The sequence below is a fragment of the Nocardioides alcanivorans genome, assembly GCF_021555175.1.
GTDB lineage: Bacteria > Actinomycetota > Actinomycetes > Propionibacteriales > Nocardioidaceae > Nocardioides > Nocardioides alcanivorans.
Genome location: NZ_JAKGRW010000057.1, coordinates 52,093 through 74,548, shown reverse-complemented (window position 1 = coordinate 74,548; position 22,456 = coordinate 52,093). Strand labels below are relative to the sequence as shown.

Here is a 22,456-nt window from a genome sequence, read left to right as displayed (position 1 = left end):
GCGCGAAACGCCAGACGGGGACCGATGGCCGATGGAAAGATGACCCGCATGCGCTTGAACAGGACTCTTGGAATTGCGGCCCTCTTGCTCGCCCTAGGGGCGACCTCTGCATGCGACGGCAGCGAGAAGGAGGCAGAGGTCAAGGAAGAGGGCGACCGCAACGCGAAGATCGTCCAATCCGATGCGGACGATGCAGTCGACGCCGCCGACGAGGAAGCTTCCGAGGAGCCCGAGGTGGACAACGCGTCCGTGCAACTGGGCGACACGGTGATTCTTGGTGACTGGGAAGTGAAGGTCACCAAGGTGCAGGTCAACGCTGACGCCGATATCAAGCAGGCCAACCCGTACAACGACAAGCCGACAGGGCAATACGTCCTGGCGACCTACGAGGCGACCTATGTCGGCGACGAGCGCAAGGCTGATGTCACGTTCGACCTCACGTGGTCATTCACGGGCACCGACAATCAGGTCTACGAGAACTCGTACTCAGTGACTCCGGGCAGCGAATGGCCCACTGAGGCTCGCGCGGGAGGAACGGTAAAGCAGGACGTCGCATTCGATGTGCCGAAGGGAGTCATCAAGGGCGGCACCCTCGGCGTCGAGGCGATGGACAGCGACTTTGAGACGGTGTTCGCAGACTTCGTGGTCAACTGAACATCCCTTCAGCGCCCGCTGGCAGCGGGGCCGTGTGCCCTGCTCGCCGCAGTGCAGCCACAACCTGCTCCTGCGTGACCGCAATCTTCTTGCCGCGCTCCTCCGTCTTCCGCCCCTGCTTCCACGGGCGCATCGGGTGAGGCTTCGGCTTCCCCTGCTTCGGGTCGGCGTTCACTTGGTGCAGCAGGTCGAATTGATCAGCCAGCAGGAGCGCCTCGCGACTGATCGGGTACTCCCAGCCAGCCATCGCAGAGGCGAGTGCGGACGACGGGTCAGCGCGGAGAATCTTGATCAGGCGGAACGCTTCCGACCAACGCATGTCGCGCGGCACTTGGTCGAGGCCCATGCCGAAGCGGGTGCGCCAGTCGTACTCGATGGACGCGCGGTGCTCCTCGATCAGCTCGAGGAGCCCGACGATTCCCCCACGGAGGCGTCACCCCGGTTGGGCTTGAACTCCATCCACGCTTCGATGTGCTCCATCATCTTGGGGCCGGGGAGGTCGTAGAGCGCGTCGATGGCCTTCGGGTCGGCGCCGGTCGCCTCAAGGAGCGCGAATCCGAGCCGGATCTGGCCCTCTTGGCCTTCCATGGCGGCATCCCGGAGGAAGCGGCCGGGGAGCGTCTCGGCGCCGGTCTCAGCGGACGGGAGAGCGTAGGTCTCGCCGTCGACCTCGAACGTGTACTGCTGGTCGTCACTCATGTGCGGAGTCCCTTCAAGTGTGCGGAGTTGCGGAGGCTGTGCTCCCCGGCCGACGCCTCCGCACAGCGCCGGCCGGGAAGTTCATGGGTCAGGGCGCGGTGGTCGCGAGCGAAGTGGACCAGCGCTTGAAGTTGAATCCCTTCGCGCCATCCAGCTCGCCCTCAACGGTGACCTGATAGACGGTCGCCCCAGTGGAGGTGAGCGTGTGCGACTCGACCGCGGTGACGATCCCCTTGGGGATGTAGTCGCGGGTGAGTTCGGCGCCGTCCACGGAGTCGACGATGTAGGACTGGTGCGGGCGGACGGAGTTATTCGTCCACTCGAACGATCCCTCGGTGGCGGTCTGAGTGACCGTGACGCCAAAGTAGGTCTCGACGGTCTCCAGCTTCGTCTCCATCATCGCGAAGACCCACGTGGGGTTCTCGTCGGACGGCGTACGAACGATGCGCACAGTGGCGCCGTTCTGCCACGCCTTGATGGCCTCAGAGTCGCCAGCGTCGGGCAGCGCGATCTCCACGCCGTCTTCGCTGATGTACCCGAGGTCTTCGTAGCCGGTCGGTGCGCCGGAGGTTCCAGTGGGAGCGGTCGCGGTCGTCGGCCCCTTGAACACGGCGCCGGTCAGTGCAACGCGGACGTTGTCGGCATCAAGCATGTGCCAGCCCTGCCTTTCTGTGTGGTGATGCGGCGACGCCGCGGATCAGCCACCCGGTGCGGACGGGCGGAACTCTGTGGGGGAATCAGGAGAGGGCGGCGCGGAGGTCGTCGCGCGACTGACCCTCGAGGTCTTCGTCACTCATGCCCTGGGCGCGGGCGAACTCCTGCCACTCAGCGAGGCCGGCGTTGCCCTTCGGCGCGCCAGCAGTGGCCGGGCTCCAGCCCTGCGACAGGTAGCGATCGGCAACCGAGTCGGCCACCTCGATGGTCCGGCCAGCGCCGGGGTGGGTCAGCTTCATGCGAGGGCACTTCCTCTCACGTGGATCTCGGCGGTCAGGTAGCGCCGCGGGGTCTTGGACGGGTCGGCGATCTCGGTCGGCAGCGACACGGACGTCACGGCGGTGATGGCCTGCTTGCCAGCCATGCCGCCGAGGAGCGCGCCGATGAGACGTGCCAGGTCGGTGGCCTGCTGGGGCGTCGGACCGTAGACGTTGATCCCGACGCGGCACAGCGAGCGCACGTCGCCGAGGTCCGGGCCGCCGTCCGAGCGGACGGTCACCATGTACTCACGGCGTGGATTCGGGACCGTAGTGCCGACATAGACGGGCCGCTGCCAGCGAGACGCCAATGCCGATCCGAGCTCCCGCGACAGGAGCAGCTCGACGTCGGGGTAGAGGATCGCGGCTGGCTGCCACATCAGGCACCTGCCGAGCCGAGCGCCTTGGCGAGGTTGCCGGTGTTCGCTTCCACGACCCAGTCATGGTCAGTGCCGCCCTGGACGCGGGTGACGGCACGGTCGGTGGTGACCTGCTCGATGTGCAGGCCGTCGCGGTAGGCGCCAGTGTCGACGGGCGCGCTCGCTTTCGCCGCGGCTAGCACGCGTTCGGCGCGGGCGGTGGTGAACGCGCGCACCTTGTCGGACTTCAGGAGTTCCGCGATGCCGCCGGAGTTGAGCTTCCAGCCGTGGATCGACTTCGCCATCTCTCAGCCCTCCACAACGTTCGCGCGGACCACGAAGCCCGCTTGCCAGCCAGTCATTGGATGTCGCCACGTCGCCGGGCGACCGACGACCTCACAGGTGAAGCCGCGCACGATCACGCGGTCGCCGGGGAGCACGTCGGCGGGCTCCTGGCGGTACAGCACGAAGTCAGTGACCACAGCCTCGCGACCGACCTCGAGCGGCTCAGCGGACTTGGAGTCGTCGACGCCCCAGCCTTCGATGTCGACTTGCGACGCCGGGGGCACATTCCAGTCAGGCCGGTAGGTGCCGGAGTAGGGGTCGAGCATCTCGGCGGCACGGAGGCGGGTGACGGTCTCGCCGTAGGCGAACATCGTCAGACCTCGTAGAGCGGGAAGCCGGCGATGTCGGCTGCGCACGAGCAGTAGCCCGCCCCGAAGTGCAGCGAGCAGATGTCGGCATGGATGGACGACCCGCGGGCGGGCGCGGTGTCGATCGAGAAGGCTTGGCGGCCTGCAGTGATCGCCGAGCAGATCGCGCGAAGGTCGACGATCTCTGAGGGCCACAGGTTGTAGCCGGTCCGCTGGCGGGTGTCGACAGTCATCCCGAAGGGGCCGGCATTCTGGGACGCCAGCGCCCCGGAGCCAGCTTCGGCCCAGCGCTTCACTGCGCCGAGCAGGATCAGCTTCGCCTCAGCAAGCTGGTCCGCCGACGGGGCGGGATCGGTAGAGGTGAGGCAGGGGGCGACTCGCGAAGCCCGCGCGTTGGCACCGGCCACCATCGCTGCGACCATCTCGCCCGACTGCAACCCAGCCGGGAGGTCGGTCACCTTGATGATCTCAGCCACGGGTCGCCCCCTTTCCTCAGTCCGACTTCTTCGGGGACGCCGCCGCCTTCTTGGCGGGCGCCTTCGGTGCGGGCTTGTCGGCCCGCTCCCACTCGCCGCCCAGGCGGGCGGCCTCTTCATCAGGGCACGAGACCGCTACGCCGGTCCGCTTGTTGCGAAGGCGTGCCATCAGACGAGGTCGTGGACCTTGGCGAACTTGCCGAGGTCACCGATGGCCATGTAGATGACGACCTCGGAGCGGAGGGCGATCTCGTTGTAGCCCTTCAGGTCGCGCGGGGCGCCGTCCTCGTCGAAGATGTTGTCGGGGTTGCCGTACTCGATCATCTCCAGAGGGATCTGGCGCTGGTATCCCCACTTGACCTGGGTGTAGTCGCCGACGATGGCGCGGATCTTGGTGTCGGCGAGCTCGGGCGCACCGGAGACAGTGGAAGACATGCCGTACTTGAGACCACGCCACACGCCGTCGGTCCCGTAGCCCATGCCGGGGTAGCGCTCCAGTCCCGCCTGGGCGGTGCCAGTGGGCCACACCTCGGAAGCCAGCGAGAAGCCGTAGCCGGCGTCGAAGGCGATGCCGTTGGGCATCCCGGAGCCACTGCCCGCGATCAGCGCGACGGCCGCGTTGAGCTCGTCGGTCGGGGCGCCGGCGACCTCCACGACCTTGGTGGTCTGCGAGAGGTACTTGGTCGCCTTCGCCGAGACGGTCCCGGTGAGGGGGTTGATGCCGTGGAAGGCGAACAGGTCGACGAAGCGACCCATGCCAGCGCCGATCGCCGGGGCGACCAGGTCGTCGATGATGCCCAGCTGGTAGTCCTCGTCGGCCCACTTGAACTCGTCGGAGACGCGGACGGTGATCTGCGCCTTGACGGGCTCGGCGGAGAACGGGGTGAGGGCGAAGGGGTCCTGGCCGGACTTCTTCTCGCCCTCGCCGACGATCTGCGCACGGGGCACGCCGGAGAAGGTGGCGCCCTTGACGGGGCCGAACAGCGTGGGCTTGCTCGGGACGAGCTTGGGAAGGACGCCGGAGTCGAGGGCGGCCTCGGTGACGATGCCGAGCGAGGTGCCGGGCAGGGAGAGGGAGGAGGTGTCGAGAGCCATGATGGCGCCTCGCTTTCTGTGAGTTCTGGATTAGCCCCGGCCGGTCAGGTTCCGCACGAATGCGCGGCGGTCTTCGTCTCCGGCCGTGAGCACGGGGGTCTGCCCCTCGCGGGGCACGTGGTTGCCGTTCTTCTTGCGGTCGGCGTCGCGGTCGGCGAGGCGCTTGGCCTGTTTGGTCAAGGTCTCTTCGTCCGTGCCGGTGAGGAACAGCTCGATGTCGTCGGCGTCAGTGATGCCGTGGTCGGCTGCGATCTTGAGTCGTGTCGACTCGCGGCGGGTGTTGGTGAGTTCGGCCTCGAGGTCGGCGAGGCGCTTGGCGGCCTTCTCGGCTTCGGTCTGGTTCGCCTGCTCGATCTCGTCGAGCTTGGCGGCCTTGGCCTTCAGGTCGTCGTAGTCGGCAGGCTTGGCCCGCTTGACGCGCTCGCCGATGATCCGGTTGAGCTCGTCCTGCGACGTGATGACCTTGAACTCGTCAGCGGCGGGCGTCTCTCCGCTGGGGGTGTTGCCGCCCTCGGGTGCGTCAGACATCTGTTCCTCCATCGACCGCCCACTTGACCGCGGGGCGTAGTGCGTAACCCGTCGAGCGACGGGGAGATCAGTGGGTCCGCAGGTATTCGCGGACGCGGGCGCGGTCGGCCTCGGTGGAGGTCTTCGCACTGGGGGTGAATGGCTTGACGGGGACGGGTTGGCCTCTCCAGGCGACCGTTGCGGAGCAGCCGCATTCGTCGTGGCTGGCGAAGTCGGCAGTGGCCTCGGAGTAGACGCTGCCGCGGCCGGCGAGCATGGAGCAGAAGGTGCAGGCGTTGCCGTCTGTCACTCGCTGCCAGCCGGCTGCTGCGCGGTCGTCGATGGAGTTGCTCGTGACCGTGAGGCGGACATGGTCGGCGATGCGCCGCTGTACGCCGCCGAGGATCAGCGACTGGAGTGCGGCGCCGTCGGTGGCGGTTCCTACTGCCCAACTGACCAGGGAGTGAGCGCCGCGGTCGTCCGGGCTGATCGGCAGAGCGTAGAAGCGACCGCTCGCACCGGCCTTCTCGCGCTGCTGGTCGTACCACTCGGCAGCCATGGCGCCACCCGCTGCGCCGTACTCGCGCACGATCGCAGGCAGCAGGTCATGCAGGGCCTCGCCTGCGTTCGCACCGGCTGCGACGAGGCGCCACAGGCGAGACAGGTCGAGGTCCGCGAGACGGACCAGAGAGGCCGTCTCAGCCCGCAGGCTGGCTGCCACTTGCGCCCTTGTCCTCGAGCTTCGTGGCGTCCGACTCGGGCAGTCTCAGGGAGACCGGGACGGCGCCAGTGAATCCGATGCCCGCGAAGCCGACGCGCTCGGCGGCTTCGACAGGATCCACGCCGGAGCGAATCAGGACACCCATCGCGTCAGCCTTCGCCTTGACGGCAACCGGGTCCTCGGCTGCCGGAGCGCCGACGTCACGGAGCCGGTCGAGGACCCCCGATCCTTGGCCGCGGCGCTTCTCAGCCATGATGCGGCGGATCTGCTGCTCATCGAGACCCAGCAACTCCAGCTCGACCTCGGACGTGGCCGCAGCGATCAGCGGGACGACCTTGGAGCCAGCATCAGCCTGCGCAGACGGCGAGACGTAGCGACGGTCGCGCCACTTCGGCTCGATCGTCTTCCACTCGCTCGGGATCTCCGTCTCGCCATTGAGGATCGCCAAGGCGCGGAGGTGGGACCGCTTGACCGCCGGCGACCAGTCCTCCACGGCGCCATCGGCTTCCGCAATGAGCTCATACTGCGAGGCGTCATAGGAGTCGGCCGAGGTCGGGTTCGCGAAGTCGGTGATGGCCAGCGCAGAGTCCGGCAGTGAGGACTCGCGGGCGAACAGCTTCGCCAGGGTGTTCAGCCACGCCAGGTTGGGCGTGGGGGCAGAGGCAGGGAACTGCTTGATGTCGGCGCGGTCAAGGTTGTTGTCGCGCGCATTCGGGTCATCGGCAGGGAGATCAGGGACGCCCCGAATCCGGCCGAGCGCGGCAGACATGGCCGCGATGTTCGCGCCATCCTCACCCTTGATGTCCTTGGCGAGCGCACCCAGCAACCAGAAGTCCGGGTAGCTGAACACGTCCATGTGACCCTCGGTGCGAATCAGCGCCCGGACGGCCTGCTTCTGAAGGCCGATCAGCGGGCGAGTGATCCGAGAGGAGCCCATGGGGCGACCGACGCGCGGCTTGTAGGCCATCACCTCGACCGGCACACCCCACGCATGATCCTGGTGGTCGACCTCCCATGCGCTGCCGTCCTTCTTGGCGGTGATCGTGAGGCCGTCAAGGTAGAGAGCGAACTCGACGATGCCGCCCTGCTCGTCCCGACCCAAGACGGACAAGAGGTTGTCCATCCGGCGCCGACGCGGGTTCCAGTCGCCCGTGGCGTTCAGGGCGTCGCGGACATGGATGAGCGACTTCGGCTCGTAGCCCTCGCCAGTCGTGTTGACCAAGAAGGCGGGGCCATGGATCAGCGAGGACACCTTGGCCGAGTTGATCTCCGAGCGCAGGTTGTTGTCGTCCCAGACGTCCTGAGCCCCGATGTCCGACAGGTCGCCGTCGGCCCACACGAAGCGCTCCAGCGTGCAGCGGCGGCCAAGGCTGTCGACCCCCTTGCCCGTCCAGCCCAGCACGATGCCCATGCGGAAGTACTGGAGAGGGATCGTGTCCCCGATCCGGCGGGCCACCTCTTGGTTGTCGTACAGGCGCTGACGGAGCAGGTTGCGTGGCTTCTTCGCCTCAAGCTGAGCCACCAGGCGATTCAGGGTGATCTGCTCGTCGACGGTCAGTCCGGGGACGGTCAGGGTGTCGAGTTGACTCACGCTGCACCGCCTCTCATCTTGTGGAGCTCGCTCGACCGGATCGAGCAGATGTGCTGCCGGTCGGCTTCTCGTTGATCGTGGCCGCGACGCGCGCCAAGGTGACGGCGACGAGCGGGGCGATGTTCACGGACGGGTCCTTGCGGTCATAGCCCCAGCCGCCGGCAGTGCCGATCGCACGCTTCCGGGCTCCCTCGCGGGCGTCGTTCACGGACTCCTGGTCGGCGTGAGTCAGGCGGCCGGCCTCGAGATCGGACACGGTCAGCCCGCAGCCGCGAGCCATGTCGGCAGAGTTGCCAGTGAGGACCTTGACCTTGCGAGCACGCAGCGCCGGGATCATCGACGCCGCCGGGCTCACGGAGTCGATCAAGACCGGGATGCGGCGACCGGCGCGAGCAGCGACCCACTCGACTGCCCCCGGCTCGTCGATGCCAGCCCAGACTTCCTCGAGGTGGGCCGACGACTCCTCGAGCCAGCAGGCGCCCACCGAGATCTGCCGATCGTGGGACATGTCGACAGCCATCGCGGAAGGCTTCGTGGTGCTCGCCGGGCCGACGTCGACAGCGTCGCGCCACAGCGGACCGTTGATGGGGGAGAACTGCTTGGTGAGCTCGTCCCAGATGCCACGTGCCTCGCGGTTCCAGGCGTCGTCGTTCTTGAGCTTCTTCCGCAGGCGCAGCAGGGCGCGGTGCGTGGTGCGGTGCGGGTAGGACGGGTTCGCCTTGCGCAGCTGCTCCGGGTCCATCGGGTCAGTGCCTCGGTCGGCGCTCGTCTCGATGTAGAGCGTCGAATCGGACTCGCCGTCGAGTGCCTCTTGGCGCAAGAGGGTGAAGAACTCGCCGGGGTCACGGGGCCGCGGGGGTGCCCATGACGAAGAAGAGCGGGTTCGGTGCCGTGTTCTGGGTTGCGCCGAGATCCTCGAGGGTGGACTCGGGCAAGATCTGACCCTCGTCGCAGACCAGGATGTCGACGCCGGCGAACCCACGGCCAAAACCAGACTCGCGGGCACCGAAGAGGATGCGAGACCCGTTGTTGAAGTGGATCGCTTCATCGCCCTTGCCGTGAAGAACCTGGCGAATGTGGGCCGCCACCTTGGGCCGCTTGGCCATGCCGTCGAACTGATCGAACGTCTCGCGCGCCGTCGTCTTGCGGTGCGCCGTCCAGATCACCGTCAGTCCCGGCTTGAGCAGGCAGAGGGCGAAGATGATGCAGGCGATGAGGTAGGTCTTGCCGACCTGCCGCGGGATGCTGATGCACGTCGTGTCCGCGGCATAGGTTCCGTCGGATCGCTTCGCGACGATGAGCCGACCGGCATCGAACTGCCAGCGGTCGAATCCCCAGCCGAGTCGGGTGCAGGTCTTGAAGACCGACGGCCACTCAGTGGAGGCAATCCCCTCAGGTGCCACGACGTGGCGGGCAACCTCGGAGAGTGGCCGAGCGTTAGTAGCCGGTGCCGTCCCAGACTTCGTCATCGGCGCTCACGACCACCGAGTGATCCTCGTCCTCGGCCACGACGATGGCCTCGATGTCGCGGCCGATCTCGATCTGGCGACGCGAGAGTGCAGCCAGGTCGCGCGCCGCGGTATTCGGATCATCGAGCGCCTTGGCGAGACGGCGACGCATCGCCTTGAGTTCCTCGAGACGTGAGCCGGCTTCGGCGGCCTCGAGGATGGTCTTCGGCTTCTCGGCCTCAGCCTCGGCGGCGGCAATATCCGCCTCGGTGACCGCGGCAAGCTTCTTGCGAGGAGGCATCGCGCTCACCTCCGAGCCTGTGGAAAAAGGGAATGGGGGTGCCCGCCTATGCCAGAGGGTGCGGCGGGCTGGGCCTTGAGGGGCGCCCCCGCCCAGGGGTCACCAGGAGCGCGAGGTGACGAAGACGCGGGGCGCGAAGTCCTCGGGCAGCTTGGCCGCCTTGGTCTGGTTGCAGGACCTGTGGGCGGCCTGCTTGTTCGCGAGCTCGTCGACCCCGCCCTTGGCGAGTGGGATGACGTGGTCGACGACGAAGGACATCGGGTCGAGGTAGGGCAGCGAGTAGTCGATCTCGCCTTCGCAGATCCCGCAGGGCGGCTTGGTGCGGCGGATGGCTGCTCGGTCGCGGTCGCGGGCGGCGGTGTTGCGCTGACTCACACGCCCACCCCCACCCAAGGCAGACCCGACGCAGCCGAGAGCATGCTGCATTGTCGCCCTTCGATCCTCAGCCCGTGGAAGGTCGGGCGAGGTGACGTATGACCTCGGGCAGGGATGGCGGTCCAGCGCGGGTCGAGGTGCGCTGGTCCGGACATGCGAGAAGCCCCGGCCCGGGAGTGGCTCAGGGCTTTGGGTACAACTGTCCGGGACCCATTGTGCTGGACCCGGTCCGGGATTGCAAGCAGGGTCAGCGCTCGTTCCATGCCGGGTCATAGTCCGGGTGGTCGGCGTACACCGAGGCGAGGGCCCGGAGCGTCGAGCACGGCCACTCGCTCCACGCCTCGGCGCGCGGATCTTGCTCGCAGGTGCTGCACGACCACCACTCTGGCGAGATGGGAAGGCTGCCCCCGTCGTCGGGTGCATGCAGCTCCACGATCTGCCGCTTGGCCTCGCACTCAGCCTGCACGCGGCTCTCGTCGATCACGAGCGCCGGCCAGCCCATGTCACCCAAGCCCTCTTGGTCGATCGGGGAGTGCAGCTCCACCGTCGTGGACCCGAACTCGCGCTCGACGTCCTCCCGCTGTGCCATCGCCATGGCCTCGTCGTCGGCGATCCGCGCCAGCAGGAACTCCACGATCGTCATGCGCTCATCATCCCCTTCGCTTGCGCCGCGTACTCCACGTCGGCCACCCGATAGACCACGCGCCCCGAGTCTTGGCGCTTGGCCACCAAGGGCTCGCCGTCCTCGATGGGCCGTGACCACGATCGCACGGTCGCAGCCTTCACGCCCGTCCGCTCCTGCATCTCGACGTCGGTCAGCCACTCGGCCTCGGCGCGGTGCACCTGCATCACGGCGAACCGATACTGCGCGTCCGTCGAGAACTCCCGGCACTGCGGGCAGCGCCACCCGTCGGCGTGAGCGAGGATGCCCCACTCGCGCACCAGCGGGATGCGGCACGTCATGCACGGCGCTCCCGTGTCCCGCTGCTCCCCGTCCCTCAGCACATCCTCGAGGTGACCGCGGCACGCTCGCACCTCTCGGCGCAGCACGTCGAACGGGAAGTCGCCGTCCTGCGCGAGCCCGGTCAGCTGGCCGGCGAGGTAGTCGGCTGCCCGGTCGATGGTGAGTCGCAGCGTGGTCGGCTGGCTCAGGTGCTCGCGGACCACCATGTCCCACGTGCCGAGCACCCAGAGCGGATGCTCCTCGCCCACCTTGGCGTCCTCGTGCCATCGGTGGCCGTAGCGACCGCGCTGGCGCCACTGCTCGGGGTCTGCCGCTGGCCCAGCGAGGTCGGCAGCCTCGGAGTCGATGCCGCGCACCTCGGCCTCCTCGGGCAGCTCGGCGGCCTTGTCGGCAATGGTCCTCAGGTCGTCGCGTACGTCGCCGACGCACGACGGGCAGGTCAGCACGCCGGGCCGGACGTGCCTATGCCCGCACGATCCGCAGTGCAGGTCCGGGCACTCACTGCCGTCTTCGAGCTCGCGCGGCTGGTCACTGGCTACCCACTGGCACTTGGTCACTTCGTCTCCTCGGAAATCAGCGAGCCCCGCCGGGCGTCAGCCAGGCGGGGCGGTTGGTCGGTGGTGCGGGTTAGCGGGTGATGTCGATGCGTTCGAGCGGCCCGAGGGTGAAGCGGCAGAGCTTCCCCACTCGCAGTACGCGGACTCGCGGCCCGAAGCCGAACAGCGGCTCCCAGTCGCCTCTGCGCCAGTCGAGTTGCCACCCGAGGGCGCGGATGGCGCAGATCTGGCGGCTCAGGTAGAGGCGGCTCACGAGTCATCCCCTTCCCAGAGCAGCGGCTCAATCTCGGGCTCGTTGGTGAACCCGAGGATCTTCGGCGTGGGTCCGGCTTCGTTGCTGTCGTAGACGCGCTCGGGTCCGCCGGTGATGCTCACGTCGACGTCGTACGGCTCCCAGCGGTCGATGGGGTGCCTCATGCTTCCTCCTTGGCTTGGCATGCCGGGCAAACGATGGGATCGACGAAGTACGCCGGCGCTCGTCGCTCCTCGATGGCCGCACTGACCAGCCGGTGTCCGAGCAGGAGCCGCAGGCCGCTGAGCCGCTTGTGCCACTCGGCCCACTCGGCTCCGACGCGCTCGTGCAGTTCAAGCGACGGGTGCTGGCCAGCATCCTGCGGCGGTTCGTAGGCGAGCAGGTCGGCGATCTGGTCGAGCAGCATGTCGTTGATGCGGTCGCTCATGCTTCCTCCGAAATCGAAGCGGCCCCGTCGTCTGACGGGGCCGTGGTGGTTGGTTGCAGGTCGGGTGGTGGCTCTGGCGCGAATCTCCACACGCCGTCGTGCACGCCCTGCTCCTGCGCCATGCGTGCGAAGCAGCCCGGGCAGCAGATCCCTTCGCGGCCGGTCTCCTGTGCCCATGTGGCGGTGACGGCGCGCCACATGGTGCGGTCGGCGTACCAGAGCGGGTTCCGGCCGCCGCAGAGGTGGCAGTAGTCCTCGGGGTGAATGTCTGGCCAGCCGAGGGCGCGTTGGGTGGCGACGTAGGCGGGCGTCACCTGCGTGGTCACGATCCCTCTCCCATCACCCGCGCCACGAGAGCGTCGAGGGCGGTCTTGGCGTACTCGTCGACAGTCACGCAGGGCCATCGTTCATCCTCGTAGGCCACGATCGCCTCCGCCACCACCTCCCGCACCTCGTCGCTCCACAGCCAGTCAGCGAACACGTCCAGCACGTTGTCCACGTCGGAGTCCAGTGCTCCACGGGTGGCACGCATCGTCTCGGCCACGCGCTCCCACAGCGGCATCCCTTCCCAGGAGTCACTCATCACGCGCCTCCCTCAACTGACTGGCGGGCGATGCGGGCTGCGATCTTGCGAAGGCTGGTCGCGTGCTTCATGCGGTTGTCCGCCCCCGGAGAGTCATCTTCTCGATCGCCTCCGCGATGATCTTGGCCTGATCCTTGCGGGCAGCCTGCTCACGGGCCGCGATGATCTTCTCGACGGCGGGCGCGAGCCAGCCGAGGCCCTTACTTACGTCGCCCGCGAGCCATGCGCTCCACAGCGCCTCCCGCTCGACCCGGGTGAGCCCGCTCATGACTTCCTCCATCCGGCGTTGATGACCGCGTCGGCGTCTCTGCGCCAGTTGTCGCGCACACCCTCGGGGAGCAGGTCCCACGGGCAGGCGTCAGGCGGGGTGTTGCACTCCCGGATCAATCGCGCCAACTCGTCCCGGTCGGCTGTCGGCTCTCCGTGCGTCGGGCAGTCCATGTCCGCCTCGACGCCACTGCCAAAGCAGCACTCGGCGCAGTGCGTGAGTCCGTGACCATCGTTGCCGCGACCGGGGCACGGTGGGCAAGCGCAGTCGGCCGTCGGCTCCGGGTGACGATCCAGCAGGGCGCGGAGTTGCCCGTTGATGCAGCAGGTCTCCTCGCACCCCACGGCGCCGGTGAACTCGCACCGCAGGCTCTCCACCAGCGTGGCGAGTTCGGTTCGCAGCTCGCTCACTGGCCTGCCTCCTCGTCTGTCGCGGGCTGGGCGAGGGCGGCGCGGATGCGGTGGTTTGCGTAGTCCGAGCCTCCGAGCGACACCTCGATGTGCCAGTCGGGCTCCCGCATCAGCGCCTCCACTCGTGCCAGCGCCTCCCGTGCAGCGTCACGCTCGGCCACGAGTGCGTCCACCGCCCGCCGGGCCTCAGTGAGCGCGGTGCGGAGGTCGGTCGCCACCTCGGCCTTGGTGTCGGCGCACCCAGCCCAGTATTCGGCGGCTTCACGCTTTCCTGCGACGGTGCAGGCTCGTTGATCCTCGCGGTCGGACTTGAGGTTGCGCTCCCATTCATCGGCCAGCGTCTCGATCGCGGCCAGCGGGTCGTGGTCAGTCATCGGAGCCCTCCTGGTTGGTGACGAGGTCACCGTCAGGTCGTCCCTCGGGTGGCGTTGGCATGGGCGCGTGGATCAGCACGGGCAGCCACAGCACGTGCAGGTCGTCCGACAGTTGCTCGACCATCGGGGCGGGGTCGGCCGTGATGAGCCACGGGACGATGCGGCCGTTGATCGTCGGCAGCTTGCCGGCGTCCAACTCGTACACGGTCGCCAGTTCGGGACGGGTCGGGTCACTCATGGGGGTCTCCTTCGGGGGTGGGCTTCCGCGCTTCTCGTGCGACGCGGATGCGTTCTCGGGTGGCGCTCAGGTCGGGTGCCGGCGCGTGGTCCTTGCGTCGGCTGGGTTGTTCGCAGATGCAGCGGTCGATGTGGCGTCCGCAGGTGGTGCACGCTTCGTGCGGCTTGGGGTTGCTTGGCGCTTCGGGGCCGGGAGCATCGGGCAGGAACGGCCGGTGGATGGCCGCCGGGGTGCGCGCCTGCGGGTCCGCAGCGTGACGGGCTACCCGTTCGATGCTGGGGTGCAGTCCGCGGCCGACGAGCTGCTGCGTGGCGGCGAGTGTCCCGGCTTCGTCCCACGTCGTCGCGTTGGTTTCGACGCGGAGGCGGATGGCCAGGTAGGCGAGGGCTCGGGCGTCCTGGTCAGTGACGGGCACGGATGCCCTCCCGTCGCTCTCTGCCTGCGCCGGAGGCGTCATCCATGGCCGCTCGGCTCGGGTCCGCAGGGTGCCCGGATCGGGGTCGCGCGGGAGGTGAGTTGCGAATGGATGGTGAGCTAAATATGGGTCGGGACGGGACGGGACGGGACGGGCGATTCGGGTGCGACTCGCACGGGTATCGCAAGTGCGATCGGTTTGCGATCACGATGCCTCTCCTTCCTTGCACCATTCACAGTCGGGATGGATGACCCCGCGGCGCTTGTGCCACCGCAGGTGATTGCCGTGCGCGCCAGCTGTTCCCTTGGCCTCGGCGGCACGCTTCACGTCGTCGGCAGAGGGCTGCCTTCCGTCCCATTGATGGAAGGCGTAGCCACTCGGCAACTCGCCCCACAGGCCCGCCTGTACGAGCCGGTTGGCTTCACCCTTGGTGCCCATCTGGCGCGCGACATGGGATGGCACGAAGCCGTCAGTGAGTTGCTGCATCGACCACGCCCCGGCGCGCACCCACAGGCCCATGGCGGCATTCCCGGCCGCGAGAGTCTTGGCGTGGAATGCGAGCGTGTCGTCCACTCTGAACCAGGGCATCAGGTCTTTCCCTCCTTCGGCAGGTGCCTCGCCCACAGCGGGTCGAGGTCTCGTTCGTTCACGACCCAGCGCTCCCACGAGCAGCCGCTGCAGGAGTGCAGGTGGCCGCCGGACGCGCGCTTGCGGATGCGTTCGTGCTTCATGACGCCCTCTGCAGTCGCCACACGTTCCAGCCGGTGCGGCGTTCTACTTCGCTGAGGCTGACTCCAGCGGCCTTCCAGCGGCGGAGCACCTCGACCCTGTCTTCGCGGGTCACCTTGAGTCGCCAGTCGCCCGCGAGGACGCGCTCGACGGCAACCGGGTCGTATCCGGCGAACCACGGGGTGGCGGTCGGGTCCTCGTCGAGGTCGTCGATGTCCTCCCATGCGAGCGGCGGCATCCACCCCTTCGCCTCGGCTCGCTTGCGCGCTTCGTCGCTCGGGCCGGGTGTCATGTGCAGCACTTCGTAGACCGCGCACACGAGGTCGAAGTTCTTCCGGTTGGCGTACTTGGCTTTCCCGCGCGCCATCCGGGCAAGGTTGCCGGGGTCGATGCCGACACGGTCGCCGAGCGCATTGAAGGTCCACCCGATGGCGGCGAGCGCCTGCAGGCGTCGGGCCTGTCGGTGAGTGGCGATGCGGTCGGATTCGGTGATGCGAGCGGCGAGGATGCGGCGCTCAGTGTCGCGAGTGATGCGCTCCTTGCTGCCGGTGATCTTGGCGACGGTGGAGTCTCCAACCCCGGCCGCGCGGGCGATGGTTGCGACGCTGGCACCTTGGGCTCGCAGCGCAGCGATGTGGGCTCGTGCTGCCGCGGCGTCGACGGTGGTCGTGGATGGCTCCCAGGTTCCGTAGGCGCGTTTCCTGTAGCGGTCGCGGGACCATTCGCGGACGTTGCACTTGGGACACCGCATGCACTCACAGGTGCGTGGCGCGGGCATCAGGATGCCTTCCTTTCGAGCCGGGCGAGACGCTTGCGTTCGGAGTAGGCGATTGCGCGGCATTGGTCGCCGCAGTACTTGACGCCGCCCTTGGTTGCGGTGGTGAAGTCGCGGGCGCATTGGGCGCAGGTGACGGTGCGGCCTTCTGGCCTCTTCGCTTCGTCCTCGATGAGTCCTGCGATCGTGTCCGCCAGAGTGGGCCTCCGTGGTGCCCCTGTGCACGTCCACTTCGCCGGGTCCCGCGTGATGACGCCCCACTGGGGAGCTCTCTTTCGAGGCGTTCGCAGCAGGGCGTGAGGCGGTCGAATGGCCGCGGTGGTCGGTGGTAGATGACCGTCTTCACGGTGTCTCCTTGGGTTCACAGCGGCGGTGATAGCCGCTCTTGGATTCGGTCCGCTTCCCGCATTCGGGGCGTCGGCACATGACGGACAGGCGCCCGGTCGGTACGCCGTCGCGCGCTCGCTGGACGCCGGCGTTGAACTCGGCGAAGGTGTCGGGGGAGTGGGTGGGCTTGGGGAGGAAGGGGTTCACGTCTCCTCCAGCAGCTCGAGCAGGTCCGTCTGTCCGGGGTCGTGGCAGATCTCGCTGTCGGGTCGCCACTTGCCGTCGACCTGAAAACAGCAGTGGCCGACATGGCCAAGGGCGTGGTTGTTCGCCCAGCAGCGGCAGGCGTCTTCGCTCACGTGACCTCCACCTCCGCGTCTGCTGGCACGGCGACGATGAGCACGTGCCGGTCGGGTGGCAGCGGGTAGTCGCCGATGATCTGGCCGGTCAACGTGACCTCGCGGCACTCGCGGATGGTGGCGTCGGAGAGTTGGCTGGCTTTGCGCTTCATGCCAGCGACTCCGCAACCGCCGCGATCAGGTCTCGTGCGGCAGGCGGCGTGACCGCGTTCCCGCAGAGCTTGACCCGCTCCCGCCTCGTCCCCGACCAGATGTAGTCGGCGGGGAACGCCATGCCCGCGGCGACCTCATGCGGCTCGAGCATCCGGAACAGGCAGTCGTCGACCTGGGCCTCGGCGGCCTTGATGTCACCGGGCGTGATGACCGACTGGTGGCCGGTCGTCGTGAGCGTCCGCATGACCTCGTGTGCCGGGGTCATCATCTCGGCCCCGTCGCCCTTGCTGCTGTTGTGCCGCTGAATCAGCGCGTACCTGTCGACAGTGGTCAGTGTGCCGATCGGCCTGCTGGTCGGCTCAGACCCCTTGCTGGCTCCGTAGTACGGCATGACGAGGCCGTGGTGGTTGCCTGACGCGGTGAACGTGGAGGCGGGCTGCTCGACCGATCGGGCCTTGGAGCCTCCGCCGCGCAGTTCGGCGATGAACGGCGGCTCGATGATCGACATGTTGCCGCCGCTTGCCGTGACGGTGCGGAGAGCCTCGCTGGCGGGCTTGGTGTGCCGCTCGGGCGCTCCGCCGGGGATTCCGTAGTGCCTGGTGACCAGTGCCGTGGTCTCGCGCGTGGTCATGGTGCGGTGTGGCTCGTCGATCGGGCGTGCGTCGTCGTTCCATGTGCCGCCAGCGGGGACGCAGAGCGCCTTGGTCTCCTGTGTGTGCAGCGTCTTGAGCGCGTCGAGCGTCGACCAAGCGCGGTAGTAGCCGTTCGGATTGCCGTACGCCGGGTGCTTCGGGTCGGCGGCGTCGTACTGGTTGCCGCCGGACTCCATGTGGAACGGGCTCCAGTATTTGGCGATCCCGGCCGCGATCCTGCGCCGCGTCTTGTCGGCCAGCGGCTTGGCCCGGTCGCCGATCCGCTTCCCGCGTAGCGACCAGTCGATCGCAGCGGCGGCAGGCAGATAGCCGGGCTCCACGGTGGTCCCACAGGCGGCGTGGAGGTAGACGTACTGGCTCCGGTACTTGCCCACGACGCGGCCGTTCTTCCACACCTGCTGCGACTCAACGACCTCGGCGCAGACCGGGCACCAGGCGAGCGGCCGCATCACGGCGTCGATGTCCGGCGCGCGGTTGCCCTTGAGCCAGCACACGACATAGAGCCGGTCGCGGGACTGCGGGGCCGGGTCGCCATGAGCCTGTGCGTGCATGCTGTTGAGCGATACGACGCGGAATTGGTAGCCGAGCCGCTCGAGGCTCTTGCGCCACAGGGCCCACGCCTCGGCGAACTTCTGGTTCGTCGCGATGTCGACGACGTTCTCAATCACCATCGCCTTGTAGCGGTGGTGCTCGGCGAACCGGAGGACGTCGAACATGAGCAGTCGGGACCGCTGCACGATCGCGGTCTCGGGGTCCTCGTCAATGAGCTCGGGGTCGAGCAGCGACAGGAGGTCCACCTCGGTGGAGATGGACGAGTACTTGCCGCCGGACGCCTGCGACCACTTGGTGCACTCGGGCGACGCCCAAAGGATGTCCGTCCTCGGGAAGTAGCGTGGGTCTTCCTCGTGAAGGTCGACGGCTGCGTGGTCAGCGTCGGGGTGGTTCTGGTTGTGCACCTCGACGGCGAGGTCCCAGTGGTTGGCGGCGATCTTGATCTCGATACCAGGGATCTGGATGGCCCCGGTTGAGGATCCTCCGCCTCCGCAGAAGAGGTCGGTGACGGTCAGCGTCATGGTTGCTCCCAAATCAGAAAAGCCGCCCTTGGGCGGCTGGTTAGTGAAGACGAAGAAAGGGCTGCGCGGAGTCCCGCGTGGCGCTACCTTGGGTCGATGAGGTCGGCGGCCATGGCGCTCGTGGCAGCCTTGGTTCTCGCCGGATGTTCGGGTGACGAGGCCGAGGCTCGCGATCTTGCCCAGGAGGCGTGCGACTGGTTCGAGTCGCAGACAGAGGATTCGCCCGAGAGTGAGAAGGCGGATCTCTACATCGCCAAGCTGGACAAGGCGGCAGACCTTGCGGGAAGGGCGAGTGGACTGGATTCCCGCTGGGATGATCTGGCCGAGGCGTTCGTGCGGCAGTACAGGGTCGCTGCGCGGATCGCTGAGGCCAAAGAGCGGGACGAGCAGATCTCGAACGGTCCCGATCTAGTCAATGGCTTCATGGAGGCCGGCGAAGTGATCGATCTCGAGTGCCGGAAGTTCTGACCGCCTGACGCATATGTCACGCGTCGGGTCTCAGCGCGGCGCGGAGTCGTTTGGCGGCGCCGCGCCGGACCGCGAATCCGGTGAGCGGTACGCCGCGATCCACGGCGTCGTCCCACTCGCGCTCCCACTCCTCCGCCAGCGTCTCCACCTTCCCCAGCCGCCTGCGGAGGTCGTCGCGCTCGGCGGTCACCGTGTCGGTGAACGCCAAGGCGATGCCGCGGTGCTGCAGTTGGGCCAGGTCTTCGGCGGTGACTCGGTTCGTCGCGACGATCTTCAGGAAGATGTTGAACGTGCCCTCGTCCATCGCTACCGCCTCGACTTGGGCGGCTATCCGCTCAGCGTCGCGGACCGTCTCGCCGAGGCGGCGTTTGTGTGCGTCTCCGATCTCCATCAGTACCAGTCCCCGCCGTCTTCGCGGATCGACTCGGCCATCGGCACATAGAACCGCTCGTCATCCTGAGCGCCGCCCCAGTCGAACCTGCCGAAGCCGTCGAAGCGGATCGTCACCCACCAGCACTTGTGACTCGTGTCGGTGATAGTGAAGTCGCATCCTGCGCGCAGGAGGGCCAAGCACTCTCCGAGTTGCCGCTGGGCTGCCGAAGTGTCGCGGTTGCTCCACCGATCGTGCGGGACCACGCCCCGTTCGCACAGGTCAATCAGTTCCTCGCGGGTTGGCTTACTCATCACTCTCTCCATTCAGCCGAGCGTCGAAGCGCTCGATAATTCGGTTCGGAAGCCAGCACGCCGCGTTGACCAGCCACACGGCGATGCGCAGGGGGATGCTCGGGCGGGTCATGGGGTGGCCTCCTCGATCGGCTCCCACTCGTAGAAGTCGCCCTCCCAGACTGGGCGGATCGGCGTGCGGGCGATGGTGAAGCGAGGCCCGCCGAGCGCCAGTTCCTTGATGCATCCGCCCTCGTTCAGGAAGAGCTCGACGTTGCATTCGCCCGGCTGCATCACCGCGCGGCAGTCGTCGTGCGTGATCCACTTGGCGACCTTGCCGTCGAGCGTCACGTCTTCGTGGCGGATGATCTCGCCGTAGGTCTCGCAGTCGTCGGGGCAGGACAGGCGGCAGTTGGCGTCGGGCGGCGAGGTGCACACGCAGCGCGCCTCGACGCACTCGCGGTCGAACTCCCAGGCGATCTCGTGGCCGCTCACCTGTGCCTCCCCCGCAGTCCCGGCAGCGTTCCCCGGCCCGGTCGCGTCGATCCGCCATGACGGCGACGACGATGAGGCCGATGAAGACGATGATCAGGGCGGCGGTCATTGGTCCTCCCAGCACGAGCAGGCGCAGGCGACCACGCAGTCAGTGGCCTCATCGAGAGCCTCGCCGCCACAATTCAGGTGCTTCCCGGCTCGGCACTCGGGGCAGATGGCGGTCATGAGGTTGCCTCGGGCCGCGCGGGCAGGTGGTCCAGCACCTGGCGGGCCTCGTCCTCGGTGAGCTCCTTGGACGACTGGATGTCGCGGCCGGTGACCTTGGAGAAGAACTCGTGCGCCTGCTCCTTGGCGATGCCGGCCTCTCGCATGGAGGCGAACATGGCCTTGGCGAGCGCCGACGACGTGTCAAGCCGGGGCTTCTCGGGGACCTCCTCGGACTCGACGACCTGCTCGGCGGTGACCTTGGGGCGCAGGGCTGCACGCATGCGATCGGCGGCAGGGGCGGAGGTGGTGGCGGGTCGCTGCTCCACCGCCTCGGAGATGGAGAGTTCCTCGACGTTGTGCGCCATGCCCAGCAGGGCGTCGGGGGCGATGCGGCGGGCCACGTCGCCAGAGGCGCGGGCGTAGAGCATCGAACGCGGGTCGGTCTTGTACTTGGCGTTGGTCATGTACCCGGCGCGCTGGGCGTCCTCGGTGGTCCACGTGACCCGCTCGATCTGCTGCGAGCCCTTGCGGCGTCCGGCGACGGTGACGCTGCCCTCGGCCTCGTCCTCGGTCCAGAGTTCGTGGCCCTTGCTCAGCACGATGGCGACCATCGTCCGGGCGTAGAGCGCGGGCTTGCCGCCGATGACGTAGATGTTCTGGAGCGCCGTCACCGGGTCCATGTCGATGGTGGAGCCGTACAGGATCGCGGCGGCCGCGTCGTCGGGCTTGCCCTGGAAGTGCTTCGGCACGAACGCGGTCTTGCACAGCGCCGTGCCGATCTGGTGCGCGGAGACGAGCGCGCGGGCCGTCTCTTCGATGCTGGCGACACCGACGGTGGTCGGCTGGATGGTGGCGAGTTCGGTCATGATGCGTCCTTCATTGGGGTGAGGTTTTCGGGCTTGCCGACGACTACGAATGTGACGCCGTGCTTCCCGGCCTGTCTGCGGGCGATGCGGATGCCGTTGTGCTCGGCGTACTGGGCGCGGGCCATGGCGTCGATGACAGTGGACTTGGCGAGGCGCAGAGACGTCTCGGTCTCCTTGGCGAGGTGGGCGAAGGTCACGAGGTCGTCGGCCTGTTCGCGGGTCAGCTCGACCGTCTCGCCCTTGTCAATCTCGGGGTGGACGCGTCGGACGGCGTCGTATGTCGCCACGCTGTCGTCGAGGTCGGGCGGGGTGTCGGCGCTCAGGGAGTCGTAGAACTCGCGTGCCTTGCGCTCGATCAGCTCGGCGTCCTCGGCATAGTCGGCGTAGTCGACGACGTACTCCTCGAACGTCAGCCGGGGCCCGATGACGGGGACGTAGCAGCGATGGATGCCGCTGACGTGCATCTGCCAGATGACCTGCGTCAGGTAGTAGGCGGGCAGTTCGCCGCCCCAGTCCTGCGCGGTGGACTTGGCCTCGACGAGCACGCGCTCCAAGCCGGGGATGCCGAGGGTCATCGCGTCCGGCGTGGCCGCTGCCCAGTCGCCGAGTTCGTACGACGGCTGGTCTGCCCATTGGCGCATGTCGGTGATGCCGTGCTGGTCGCGCCACCAGGCGAGGATTGCGGGCTCAAGGTAGTGGCCGCGGCGGTGCGTGTCGGTCTCGGTAGCGGGGTCGATGTCGCCTCGCATCAGGTGCCACAGGGAGCGCGGGGACTCCCATGGCGACAGGCCCAGGATCGCGGCCACCTTGCTGGCCGTCACCTTCTTGCGCCACTCGGGGCTGCCGGGTGTCAAGTCGGTCATGCTCTCTCTTCCTTCCAGATGTCCACGGCCAGATCGGGGTCCGGCTCTGCGGGTTCGTGCTGCTGGTCGTGGTCGTCGGCGGCCGCCATGGCTTCGTCCTCGGTGAGGTAGCCGCCGTGTCCGTCGCGGCAGTGGTCGCAGTACCAGAGCCACGCGGTGCAGTAGTCGTCCTCGGGGTCGACACGGGTGCGACTGCCGCTCATGCCGGCGCTCCCATCTCCCGCACCAGCGCGTCGTGGATCGGCGCGGGCTCGTCCTCCCAGTTGCCGAACTCGTCCGGGCAGGTGGATCGGGTGAACACCGGGGACGCCGCTCGCTCGCCGAGCATCTGGTCCCAGCTCGGCCGCGGACGGGGGAGCTGGCGGCGATGCGGCGCCGAACCTCGGCCATCTGCGACCGAAAGTCAGCCGTGAAGGCATTGATCCGCACCGCCAACTCGCGCGCCGACTCCACCGCTCGGGGCGGCATCCCCACCTCCGCACGCCA

Annotated in this window: 45 protein-coding genes; 2 read left to right on the top strand and 43 right to left on the bottom strand. The window is 67.9% G+C overall.

Annotated features, from left to right (window positions below):
* The first annotated feature begins 24 nt into the window (after positions 1 to 24).
* Positions 25 to 654: a DUF4352 domain-containing protein gene (locus L1066_RS24800; protein WP_235739001.1), complete on the top strand. Its 630-nt coding sequence runs from the start codon at positions 25 to 27 to the stop codon at positions 652 to 654.
* Here the strand turns inward: L1066_RS24800 and L1066_RS24795 are convergent.
* The 36 genes from L1066_RS24795 to L1066_RS24620 all read right to left on the bottom strand — a co-directional run bounded on the left by L1066_RS24795 (position 647) and on the right by L1066_RS24620 (position 18,408).
* Positions 647 to 1,000, bottom strand: a complete 354-nt coding sequence (locus L1066_RS24795; RefSeq protein ID WP_235739000.1) for a hypothetical protein — start codon at positions 998 to 1,000, stop codon at positions 647 to 649. The two genes, L1066_RS24800 and L1066_RS24795, sit on opposite strands and share 8 nt — an antisense overlap.
* Positions 1,001 to 1,050: 50 nt before the next feature.
* Positions 1,051 to 1,353, bottom strand: coding sequence for a hypothetical protein (locus L1066_RS24790; RefSeq protein ID WP_235738999.1), 303 nt, complete (start codon positions 1,351 to 1,353; stop codon positions 1,051 to 1,053).
* An 88-nt stretch (positions 1,354 to 1,441) separates the two neighbouring features.
* The gene (locus tag L1066_RS24785; RefSeq protein ID WP_235738998.1) at positions 1,442 to 2,005 is read right to left on the bottom strand and encodes a phage tail tube protein; all 564 of its coding nucleotides are present in this window, start codon (positions 2,003 to 2,005) and stop codon (positions 1,442 to 1,444) included.
* An 85-nt stretch (positions 2,006 to 2,090) separates the two neighbouring features.
* Positions 2,091 to 2,306 (bottom strand): hypothetical protein, encoded by a 216-nt coding sequence (locus L1066_RS24780; RefSeq protein ID WP_235738997.1) that lies wholly within the window; start codon positions 2,304 to 2,306, stop codon positions 2,091 to 2,093.
* Entirely contained in the window at positions 2,303 to 2,704 is a 402-nt protein-coding gene (locus L1066_RS24775; protein ID WP_235738996.1) for a hypothetical protein, read from the bottom strand. The genes L1066_RS24780 and L1066_RS24775 overlap by 4 nt, the downstream gene beginning before the upstream one ends.
* Positions 2,704 to 2,988, bottom strand: coding sequence for an HK97 gp10 family phage protein (locus tag L1066_RS24770; RefSeq protein ID WP_235738995.1), 285 nt, complete (start codon positions 2,986 to 2,988; stop codon positions 2,704 to 2,706). The genes L1066_RS24775 and L1066_RS24770 overlap by 1 nt, the downstream gene beginning before the upstream one ends.
* Before the next feature lie 3 nt (positions 2,989 to 2,991).
* A complete protein-coding gene (locus tag L1066_RS24765; RefSeq protein WP_235738994.1) occupies positions 2,992 to 3,339 on the bottom strand; it encodes a hypothetical protein in 348 nt (115 codons plus the stop codon).
* A 2-nt stretch (positions 3,340 to 3,341) separates the two neighbouring features.
* Positions 3,342 to 3,812, bottom strand: coding sequence for a hypothetical protein (locus L1066_RS24760; RefSeq protein ID WP_235738993.1), 471 nt, complete (start codon positions 3,810 to 3,812; stop codon positions 3,342 to 3,344).
* 16 nt (positions 3,813 to 3,828) lie between these two features.
* Positions 3,829 to 3,981, bottom strand: coding sequence for a DUF7302 family protein (locus tag L1066_RS24755; protein WP_235738992.1), 153 nt, complete (start codon positions 3,979 to 3,981; stop codon positions 3,829 to 3,831).
* Positions 3,981 to 4,907, bottom strand: a complete 927-nt coding sequence (locus L1066_RS24750) for a major capsid protein (protein WP_235738991.1) — start codon at positions 4,905 to 4,907, stop codon at positions 3,981 to 3,983. The genes L1066_RS24755 and L1066_RS24750 overlap by 1 nt, the downstream gene beginning before the upstream one ends.
* Positions 4,908 to 4,937: 30 nt before the next feature.
* Positions 4,938 to 5,435 carry a capsid assembly scaffolding protein Gp46 family protein gene (locus tag L1066_RS24745; protein ID WP_235738990.1) on the bottom strand — a complete coding sequence of 166 codons (498 nt, stop codon included), beginning with the start codon at positions 5,433 to 5,435 and terminating at the stop codon, positions 4,938 to 4,940.
* A 67-nt stretch (positions 5,436 to 5,502) separates the two neighbouring features.
* Positions 5,503 to 6,135 carry a VG15 protein gene (locus tag L1066_RS24740; protein ID WP_235738989.1) on the bottom strand — a complete coding sequence of 211 codons (633 nt, stop codon included), beginning with the start codon at positions 6,133 to 6,135 and terminating at the stop codon, positions 5,503 to 5,505.
* On the bottom strand, positions 6,113 to 7,726 hold the full coding sequence (locus L1066_RS24735; protein WP_235738988.1) for a phage portal protein: 1,614 nt from the start codon (positions 7,724 to 7,726) through the stop codon (positions 6,113 to 6,115). Before L1066_RS24735 ends, L1066_RS24740 begins: the two co-directional genes overlap by 23 nt.
* Before the next feature lie 13 nt (positions 7,727 to 7,739).
* Positions 7,740 to 8,546: a hypothetical protein gene (locus tag L1066_RS24730; RefSeq protein WP_235738987.1), complete on the bottom strand. Its 807-nt coding sequence runs from the start codon at positions 8,544 to 8,546 to the stop codon at positions 7,740 to 7,742.
* Between the two features lie 22 nt (positions 8,547 to 8,568).
* A complete protein-coding gene (locus L1066_RS24725) occupies positions 8,569 to 9,195 on the bottom strand; it encodes a terminase large subunit domain-containing protein (RefSeq protein ID WP_235738986.1) in 627 nt (208 codons plus the stop codon).
* Positions 9,164 to 9,475 carry a hypothetical protein gene (locus L1066_RS24720; RefSeq protein ID WP_235738985.1) on the bottom strand — a complete coding sequence of 104 codons (312 nt, stop codon included), beginning with the start codon at positions 9,473 to 9,475 and terminating at the stop codon, positions 9,164 to 9,166. Before L1066_RS24720 ends, L1066_RS24725 begins: the two co-directional genes overlap by 32 nt.
* Before the next feature lie 99 nt (positions 9,476 to 9,574).
* Complete coding sequence (locus tag L1066_RS27300; RefSeq protein ID WP_235738984.1) at positions 9,575 to 9,850, bottom strand: HNH endonuclease; 276 nt, start codon at positions 9,848 to 9,850, stop codon at positions 9,575 to 9,577.
* A gap of 247 nt (positions 9,851 to 10,097) precedes the next feature.
* Entirely contained in the window at positions 10,098 to 10,493 is a 396-nt protein-coding gene (locus tag L1066_RS24710; RefSeq protein WP_235738983.1) for a DUF6221 family protein, read from the bottom strand.
* Positions 10,490 to 11,371, bottom strand: a complete 882-nt coding sequence (locus tag L1066_RS24705) for a hypothetical protein (protein WP_235738982.1) — start codon at positions 11,369 to 11,371, stop codon at positions 10,490 to 10,492. Before L1066_RS24705 ends, L1066_RS24710 begins: the two co-directional genes overlap by 4 nt.
* Before the next feature lie 70 nt (positions 11,372 to 11,441).
* Positions 11,442 to 11,624 carry a hypothetical protein gene (locus tag L1066_RS24700; protein WP_235738981.1) on the bottom strand — a complete coding sequence of 61 codons (183 nt, stop codon included), beginning with the start codon at positions 11,622 to 11,624 and terminating at the stop codon, positions 11,442 to 11,444.
* Entirely contained in the window at positions 11,621 to 11,788 is a 168-nt protein-coding gene (locus L1066_RS24695) for a hypothetical protein (RefSeq protein WP_235738980.1), read from the bottom strand. The genes L1066_RS24700 and L1066_RS24695 overlap by 4 nt, the downstream gene beginning before the upstream one ends.
* Entirely contained in the window at positions 11,785 to 12,051 is a 267-nt protein-coding gene (locus L1066_RS24690) for a hypothetical protein (protein ID WP_235738979.1), read from the bottom strand. The genes L1066_RS24695 and L1066_RS24690 overlap by 4 nt, the downstream gene beginning before the upstream one ends.
* On the bottom strand, positions 12,048 to 12,377 hold the full coding sequence (locus tag L1066_RS24685) for a hypothetical protein (RefSeq protein ID WP_235738978.1): 330 nt from the start codon (positions 12,375 to 12,377) through the stop codon (positions 12,048 to 12,050). Before L1066_RS24685 ends, L1066_RS24690 begins: the two co-directional genes overlap by 4 nt.
* A complete protein-coding gene (locus tag L1066_RS24680) occupies positions 12,374 to 12,634 on the bottom strand; it encodes a hypothetical protein (RefSeq protein ID WP_235738977.1) in 261 nt (86 codons plus the stop codon). The genes L1066_RS24685 and L1066_RS24680 overlap by 4 nt, the downstream gene beginning before the upstream one ends.
* A gap of 67 nt (positions 12,635 to 12,701) precedes the next feature.
* On the bottom strand, positions 12,702 to 12,902 hold the full coding sequence (locus L1066_RS24675) for a hypothetical protein (protein ID WP_235738976.1): 201 nt from the start codon (positions 12,900 to 12,902) through the stop codon (positions 12,702 to 12,704).
* Positions 12,899 to 13,312, bottom strand: a complete 414-nt coding sequence (locus tag L1066_RS24670; protein ID WP_235738975.1) for a hypothetical protein — start codon at positions 13,310 to 13,312, stop codon at positions 12,899 to 12,901. Before L1066_RS24670 ends, L1066_RS24675 begins: the two co-directional genes overlap by 4 nt.
* On the bottom strand, positions 13,309 to 13,686 hold the full coding sequence (locus L1066_RS24665) for a hypothetical protein (RefSeq protein WP_235738974.1): 378 nt from the start codon (positions 13,684 to 13,686) through the stop codon (positions 13,309 to 13,311). The genes L1066_RS24670 and L1066_RS24665 overlap by 4 nt, the downstream gene beginning before the upstream one ends.
* The gene (locus tag L1066_RS24660; protein ID WP_235738973.1) at positions 13,679 to 13,924 is read right to left on the bottom strand and encodes a hypothetical protein; all 246 of its coding nucleotides are present in this window, start codon (positions 13,922 to 13,924) and stop codon (positions 13,679 to 13,681) included. Before L1066_RS24660 ends, L1066_RS24665 begins: the two co-directional genes overlap by 8 nt.
* Positions 13,917 to 14,339, bottom strand: a complete 423-nt coding sequence (locus L1066_RS24655; protein ID WP_235738972.1) for a hypothetical protein — start codon at positions 14,337 to 14,339, stop codon at positions 13,917 to 13,919. Before L1066_RS24655 ends, L1066_RS24660 begins: the two co-directional genes overlap by 8 nt.
* A 204-nt stretch (positions 14,340 to 14,543) precedes the next feature.
* Positions 14,544 to 14,927 carry a hypothetical protein gene (locus tag L1066_RS24650; protein ID WP_235738971.1) on the bottom strand — a complete coding sequence of 128 codons (384 nt, stop codon included), beginning with the start codon at positions 14,925 to 14,927 and terminating at the stop codon, positions 14,544 to 14,546.
* On the bottom strand, positions 14,927 to 15,070 hold the full coding sequence (locus L1066_RS24645; RefSeq protein WP_235738970.1) for a hypothetical protein: 144 nt from the start codon (positions 15,068 to 15,070) through the stop codon (positions 14,927 to 14,929). Before L1066_RS24645 ends, L1066_RS24650 begins: the two co-directional genes overlap by 1 nt.
* Complete coding sequence (locus L1066_RS24640) at positions 15,067 to 15,846, bottom strand: helix-turn-helix domain-containing protein (protein ID WP_235738969.1); 780 nt, start codon at positions 15,844 to 15,846, stop codon at positions 15,067 to 15,069. The genes L1066_RS24645 and L1066_RS24640 overlap by 4 nt, the downstream gene beginning before the upstream one ends.
* 339 nt (positions 15,847 to 16,185) lie before the next feature.
* The gene (locus L1066_RS24635; protein ID WP_235738968.1) at positions 16,186 to 16,377 is read right to left on the bottom strand and encodes a hypothetical protein; all 192 of its coding nucleotides are present in this window, start codon (positions 16,375 to 16,377) and stop codon (positions 16,186 to 16,188) included.
* Positions 16,374 to 16,529 carry a hypothetical protein gene (locus tag L1066_RS24630; RefSeq protein WP_235738967.1) on the bottom strand — a complete coding sequence of 52 codons (156 nt, stop codon included), beginning with the start codon at positions 16,527 to 16,529 and terminating at the stop codon, positions 16,374 to 16,376. The genes L1066_RS24635 and L1066_RS24630 overlap by 4 nt, the downstream gene beginning before the upstream one ends.
* Positions 16,526 to 16,681, bottom strand: a complete 156-nt coding sequence (locus tag L1066_RS24625; RefSeq protein WP_235738966.1) for a hypothetical protein — start codon at positions 16,679 to 16,681, stop codon at positions 16,526 to 16,528. The genes L1066_RS24630 and L1066_RS24625 overlap by 4 nt, the downstream gene beginning before the upstream one ends.
* Positions 16,678 to 18,408 (bottom strand): DNA cytosine methyltransferase, encoded by a 1,731-nt coding sequence (locus L1066_RS24620; protein ID WP_235738965.1) that lies wholly within the window; start codon positions 18,406 to 18,408, stop codon positions 16,678 to 16,680. Before L1066_RS24620 ends, L1066_RS24625 begins: the two co-directional genes overlap by 4 nt.
* 111 nt (positions 18,409 to 18,519) lie before the next feature.
* Here L1066_RS24620 and L1066_RS24615 point away from each other — a divergent pair, with 111 nt between their 5' ends.
* Positions 18,520 to 18,876, top strand: coding sequence for a hypothetical protein (locus L1066_RS24615; RefSeq protein WP_235738964.1), 357 nt, complete (start codon positions 18,520 to 18,522; stop codon positions 18,874 to 18,876).
* 16 nt (positions 18,877 to 18,892) lie between these two features.
* Here L1066_RS24615 and L1066_RS24610 read toward each other — a convergent pair whose 3' ends face one another.
* The 7 genes from L1066_RS24610 to L1066_RS27295 all read right to left on the bottom strand — a co-directional run bounded on the left by L1066_RS24610 (position 18,893) and on the right by L1066_RS27295 (position 22,298).
* Entirely contained in the window at positions 18,893 to 19,267 is a 375-nt protein-coding gene (locus L1066_RS24610; RefSeq protein WP_235738963.1) for a hypothetical protein, read from the bottom strand.
* Entirely contained in the window at positions 19,267 to 19,560 is a 294-nt protein-coding gene (locus tag L1066_RS24605) for a hypothetical protein (RefSeq protein ID WP_235738962.1), read from the bottom strand. The genes L1066_RS24610 and L1066_RS24605 overlap by 1 nt, the downstream gene beginning before the upstream one ends.
* Positions 19,561 to 19,668: 108 nt before the next feature.
* Positions 19,669 to 20,034, bottom strand: a complete 366-nt coding sequence (locus L1066_RS24600; RefSeq protein WP_235738961.1) for a hypothetical protein — start codon at positions 20,032 to 20,034, stop codon at positions 19,669 to 19,671.
* A 221-nt stretch (positions 20,035 to 20,255) separates the two neighbouring features.
* Positions 20,256 to 21,107: a hypothetical protein gene (locus tag L1066_RS24595; RefSeq protein WP_235738960.1), complete on the bottom strand. Its 852-nt coding sequence runs from the start codon at positions 21,105 to 21,107 to the stop codon at positions 20,256 to 20,258.
* Positions 21,104 to 21,970: a lambda-exonuclease family protein gene (locus tag L1066_RS24590; protein WP_235738959.1), complete on the bottom strand. Its 867-nt coding sequence runs from the start codon at positions 21,968 to 21,970 to the stop codon at positions 21,104 to 21,106. Before L1066_RS24590 ends, L1066_RS24595 begins: the two co-directional genes overlap by 4 nt.
* The gene (locus L1066_RS24585; RefSeq protein ID WP_235738958.1) at positions 21,967 to 22,173 is read right to left on the bottom strand and encodes a hypothetical protein; all 207 of its coding nucleotides are present in this window, start codon (positions 22,171 to 22,173) and stop codon (positions 21,967 to 21,969) included. The genes L1066_RS24590 and L1066_RS24585 overlap by 4 nt, the downstream gene beginning before the upstream one ends.
* The gene (locus L1066_RS27295) at positions 22,170 to 22,298 is read right to left on the bottom strand and encodes a hypothetical protein (protein ID WP_283095610.1); all 129 of its coding nucleotides are present in this window, start codon (positions 22,296 to 22,298) and stop codon (positions 22,170 to 22,172) included. The genes L1066_RS24585 and L1066_RS27295 overlap by 4 nt, the downstream gene beginning before the upstream one ends.
* Between the last annotated feature and the right edge of the window lie 158 nt (positions 22,299 to 22,456).

Excerpts from the sequence above, each read along its gene's own strand:
- L1066_RS24800 (WP_235739001.1), top strand. The coding sequence starts at position 25 with ATGGCCGATGGAAAGATGACCCGCATGCGCTTGAACAGGACTCTTGGA.
- L1066_RS24795 (WP_235739000.1), bottom strand. The coding sequence starts at position 1,000 with ATGGGCCTCGACCAAGTGCCGCGCGACATGCGTTGGTCGGAAGCGTTC.
- L1066_RS24790 (WP_235738999.1), bottom strand. The coding sequence starts at position 1,353 with ATGAGTGACGACCAGCAGTACACGTTCGAGGTCGACGGCGAGACCTAC.
- L1066_RS24785 (WP_235738998.1), bottom strand. The coding sequence starts at position 2,005 with ATGCTTGATGCCGACAACGTCCGCGTTGCACTGACCGGCGCCGTGTTC.
- L1066_RS24780 (WP_235738997.1), bottom strand. The coding sequence starts at position 2,306 with ATGAAGCTGACCCACCCCGGCGCTGGCCGGACCATCGAGGTGGCCGAC.
- L1066_RS24775 (WP_235738996.1), bottom strand. The coding sequence starts at position 2,704 with ATGTGGCAGCCAGCCGCGATCCTCTACCCCGACGTCGAGCTGCTCCTG.
- L1066_RS24770 (WP_235738995.1), bottom strand. The coding sequence starts at position 2,988 with ATGGCGAAGTCGATCCACGGCTGGAAGCTCAACTCCGGCGGCATCGCG.
- L1066_RS24765 (WP_235738994.1), bottom strand. The coding sequence starts at position 3,339 with ATGTTCGCCTACGGCGAGACCGTCACCCGCCTCCGTGCCGCCGAGATG.
- L1066_RS24755 (WP_235738992.1), bottom strand. The coding sequence starts at position 3,981 with ATGGCACGCCTTCGCAACAAGCGGACCGGCGTAGCGGTCTCGTGCCCT.
- L1066_RS24750 (WP_235738991.1), bottom strand. The coding sequence starts at position 4,907 with ATGGCTCTCGACACCTCCTCCCTCTCCCTGCCCGGCACCTCGCTCGGC.
- L1066_RS24745 (WP_235738990.1), bottom strand. The coding sequence starts at position 5,435 with ATGTCTGACGCACCCGAGGGCGGCAACACCCCCAGCGGAGAGACGCCC.
- L1066_RS24725 (WP_235738986.1), bottom strand. The coding sequence starts at position 9,195 with ATGACGAAGTCTGGGACGGCACCGGCTACTAACGCTCGGCCACTCTCC.
- L1066_RS24720 (WP_235738985.1), bottom strand. The coding sequence starts at position 9,475 with ATGCCTCCTCGCAAGAAGCTTGCCGCGGTCACCGAGGCGGATATTGCC.
- L1066_RS24710 (WP_235738983.1), bottom strand. The coding sequence starts at position 10,493 with ATGACGATCGTGGAGTTCCTGCTGGCGCGGATCGCCGACGACGAGGCC.
- L1066_RS24695 (WP_235738980.1), bottom strand. The coding sequence starts at position 11,788 with ATGAGGCACCCCATCGACCGCTGGGAGCCGTACGACGTCGACGTGAGC.
- L1066_RS24690 (WP_235738979.1), bottom strand. The coding sequence starts at position 12,051 with ATGAGCGACCGCATCAACGACATGCTGCTCGACCAGATCGCCGACCTG.
- L1066_RS24680 (WP_235738977.1), bottom strand. The coding sequence starts at position 12,634 with ATGAGTGACTCCTGGGAAGGGATGCCGCTGTGGGAGCGCGTGGCCGAG.
- L1066_RS24675 (WP_235738976.1), bottom strand. The coding sequence starts at position 12,902 with ATGAGCGGGCTCACCCGGGTCGAGCGGGAGGCGCTGTGGAGCGCATGG.
- L1066_RS24665 (WP_235738974.1), bottom strand. The coding sequence starts at position 13,686 with ATGACTGACCACGACCCGCTGGCCGCGATCGAGACGCTGGCCGATGAA.
- L1066_RS24660 (WP_235738973.1), bottom strand. The coding sequence starts at position 13,924 with ATGAGTGACCCGACCCGTCCCGAACTGGCGACCGTGTACGAGTTGGAC.
- L1066_RS24650 (WP_235738971.1), bottom strand. The coding sequence starts at position 14,927 with ATGCCCTGGTTCAGAGTGGACGACACGCTCGCATTCCACGCCAAGACT.
- L1066_RS24645 (WP_235738970.1), bottom strand. The coding sequence starts at position 15,070 with ATGAAGCACGAACGCATCCGCAAGCGCGCGTCCGGCGGCCACCTGCAC.
- L1066_RS24640 (WP_235738969.1), bottom strand. The coding sequence starts at position 15,846 with ATGCCCGCGCCACGCACCTGTGAGTGCATGCGGTGTCCCAAGTGCAAC.
- L1066_RS24625 (WP_235738966.1), bottom strand. The coding sequence starts at position 16,681 with ATGAAGCGCAAAGCCAGCCAACTCTCCGACGCCACCATCCGCGAGTGC.
- L1066_RS24620 (WP_235738965.1), bottom strand. The coding sequence starts at position 18,408 with ATGACGCTGACCGTCACCGACCTCTTCTGCGGAGGCGGAGGATCCTCA.
- L1066_RS24615 (WP_235738964.1), top strand. The coding sequence starts at position 18,520 with ATGGCGCTCGTGGCAGCCTTGGTTCTCGCCGGATGTTCGGGTGACGAG.
- L1066_RS24610 (WP_235738963.1), bottom strand. The coding sequence starts at position 19,267 with ATGGAGATCGGAGACGCACACAAACGCCGCCTCGGCGAGACGGTCCGC.
- L1066_RS24605 (WP_235738962.1), bottom strand. The coding sequence starts at position 19,560 with ATGAGTAAGCCAACCCGCGAGGAACTGATTGACCTGTGCGAACGGGGC.
- L1066_RS24595 (WP_235738960.1), bottom strand. The coding sequence starts at position 21,107 with ATGACCGAACTCGCCACCATCCAGCCGACCACCGTCGGTGTCGCCAGC.
- L1066_RS24590 (WP_235738959.1), bottom strand. The coding sequence starts at position 21,970 with ATGACCGACTTGACACCCGGCAGCCCCGAGTGGCGCAAGAAGGTGACG.
- L1066_RS24585 (WP_235738958.1), bottom strand. The coding sequence starts at position 22,173 with ATGAGCGGCAGTCGCACCCGTGTCGACCCCGAGGACGACTACTGCACC.
- L1066_RS27295 (WP_283095610.1), bottom strand. The coding sequence starts at position 22,298 with ATGCTCGGCGAGCGAGCGGCGTCCCCGGTGTTCACCCGATCCACCTGC.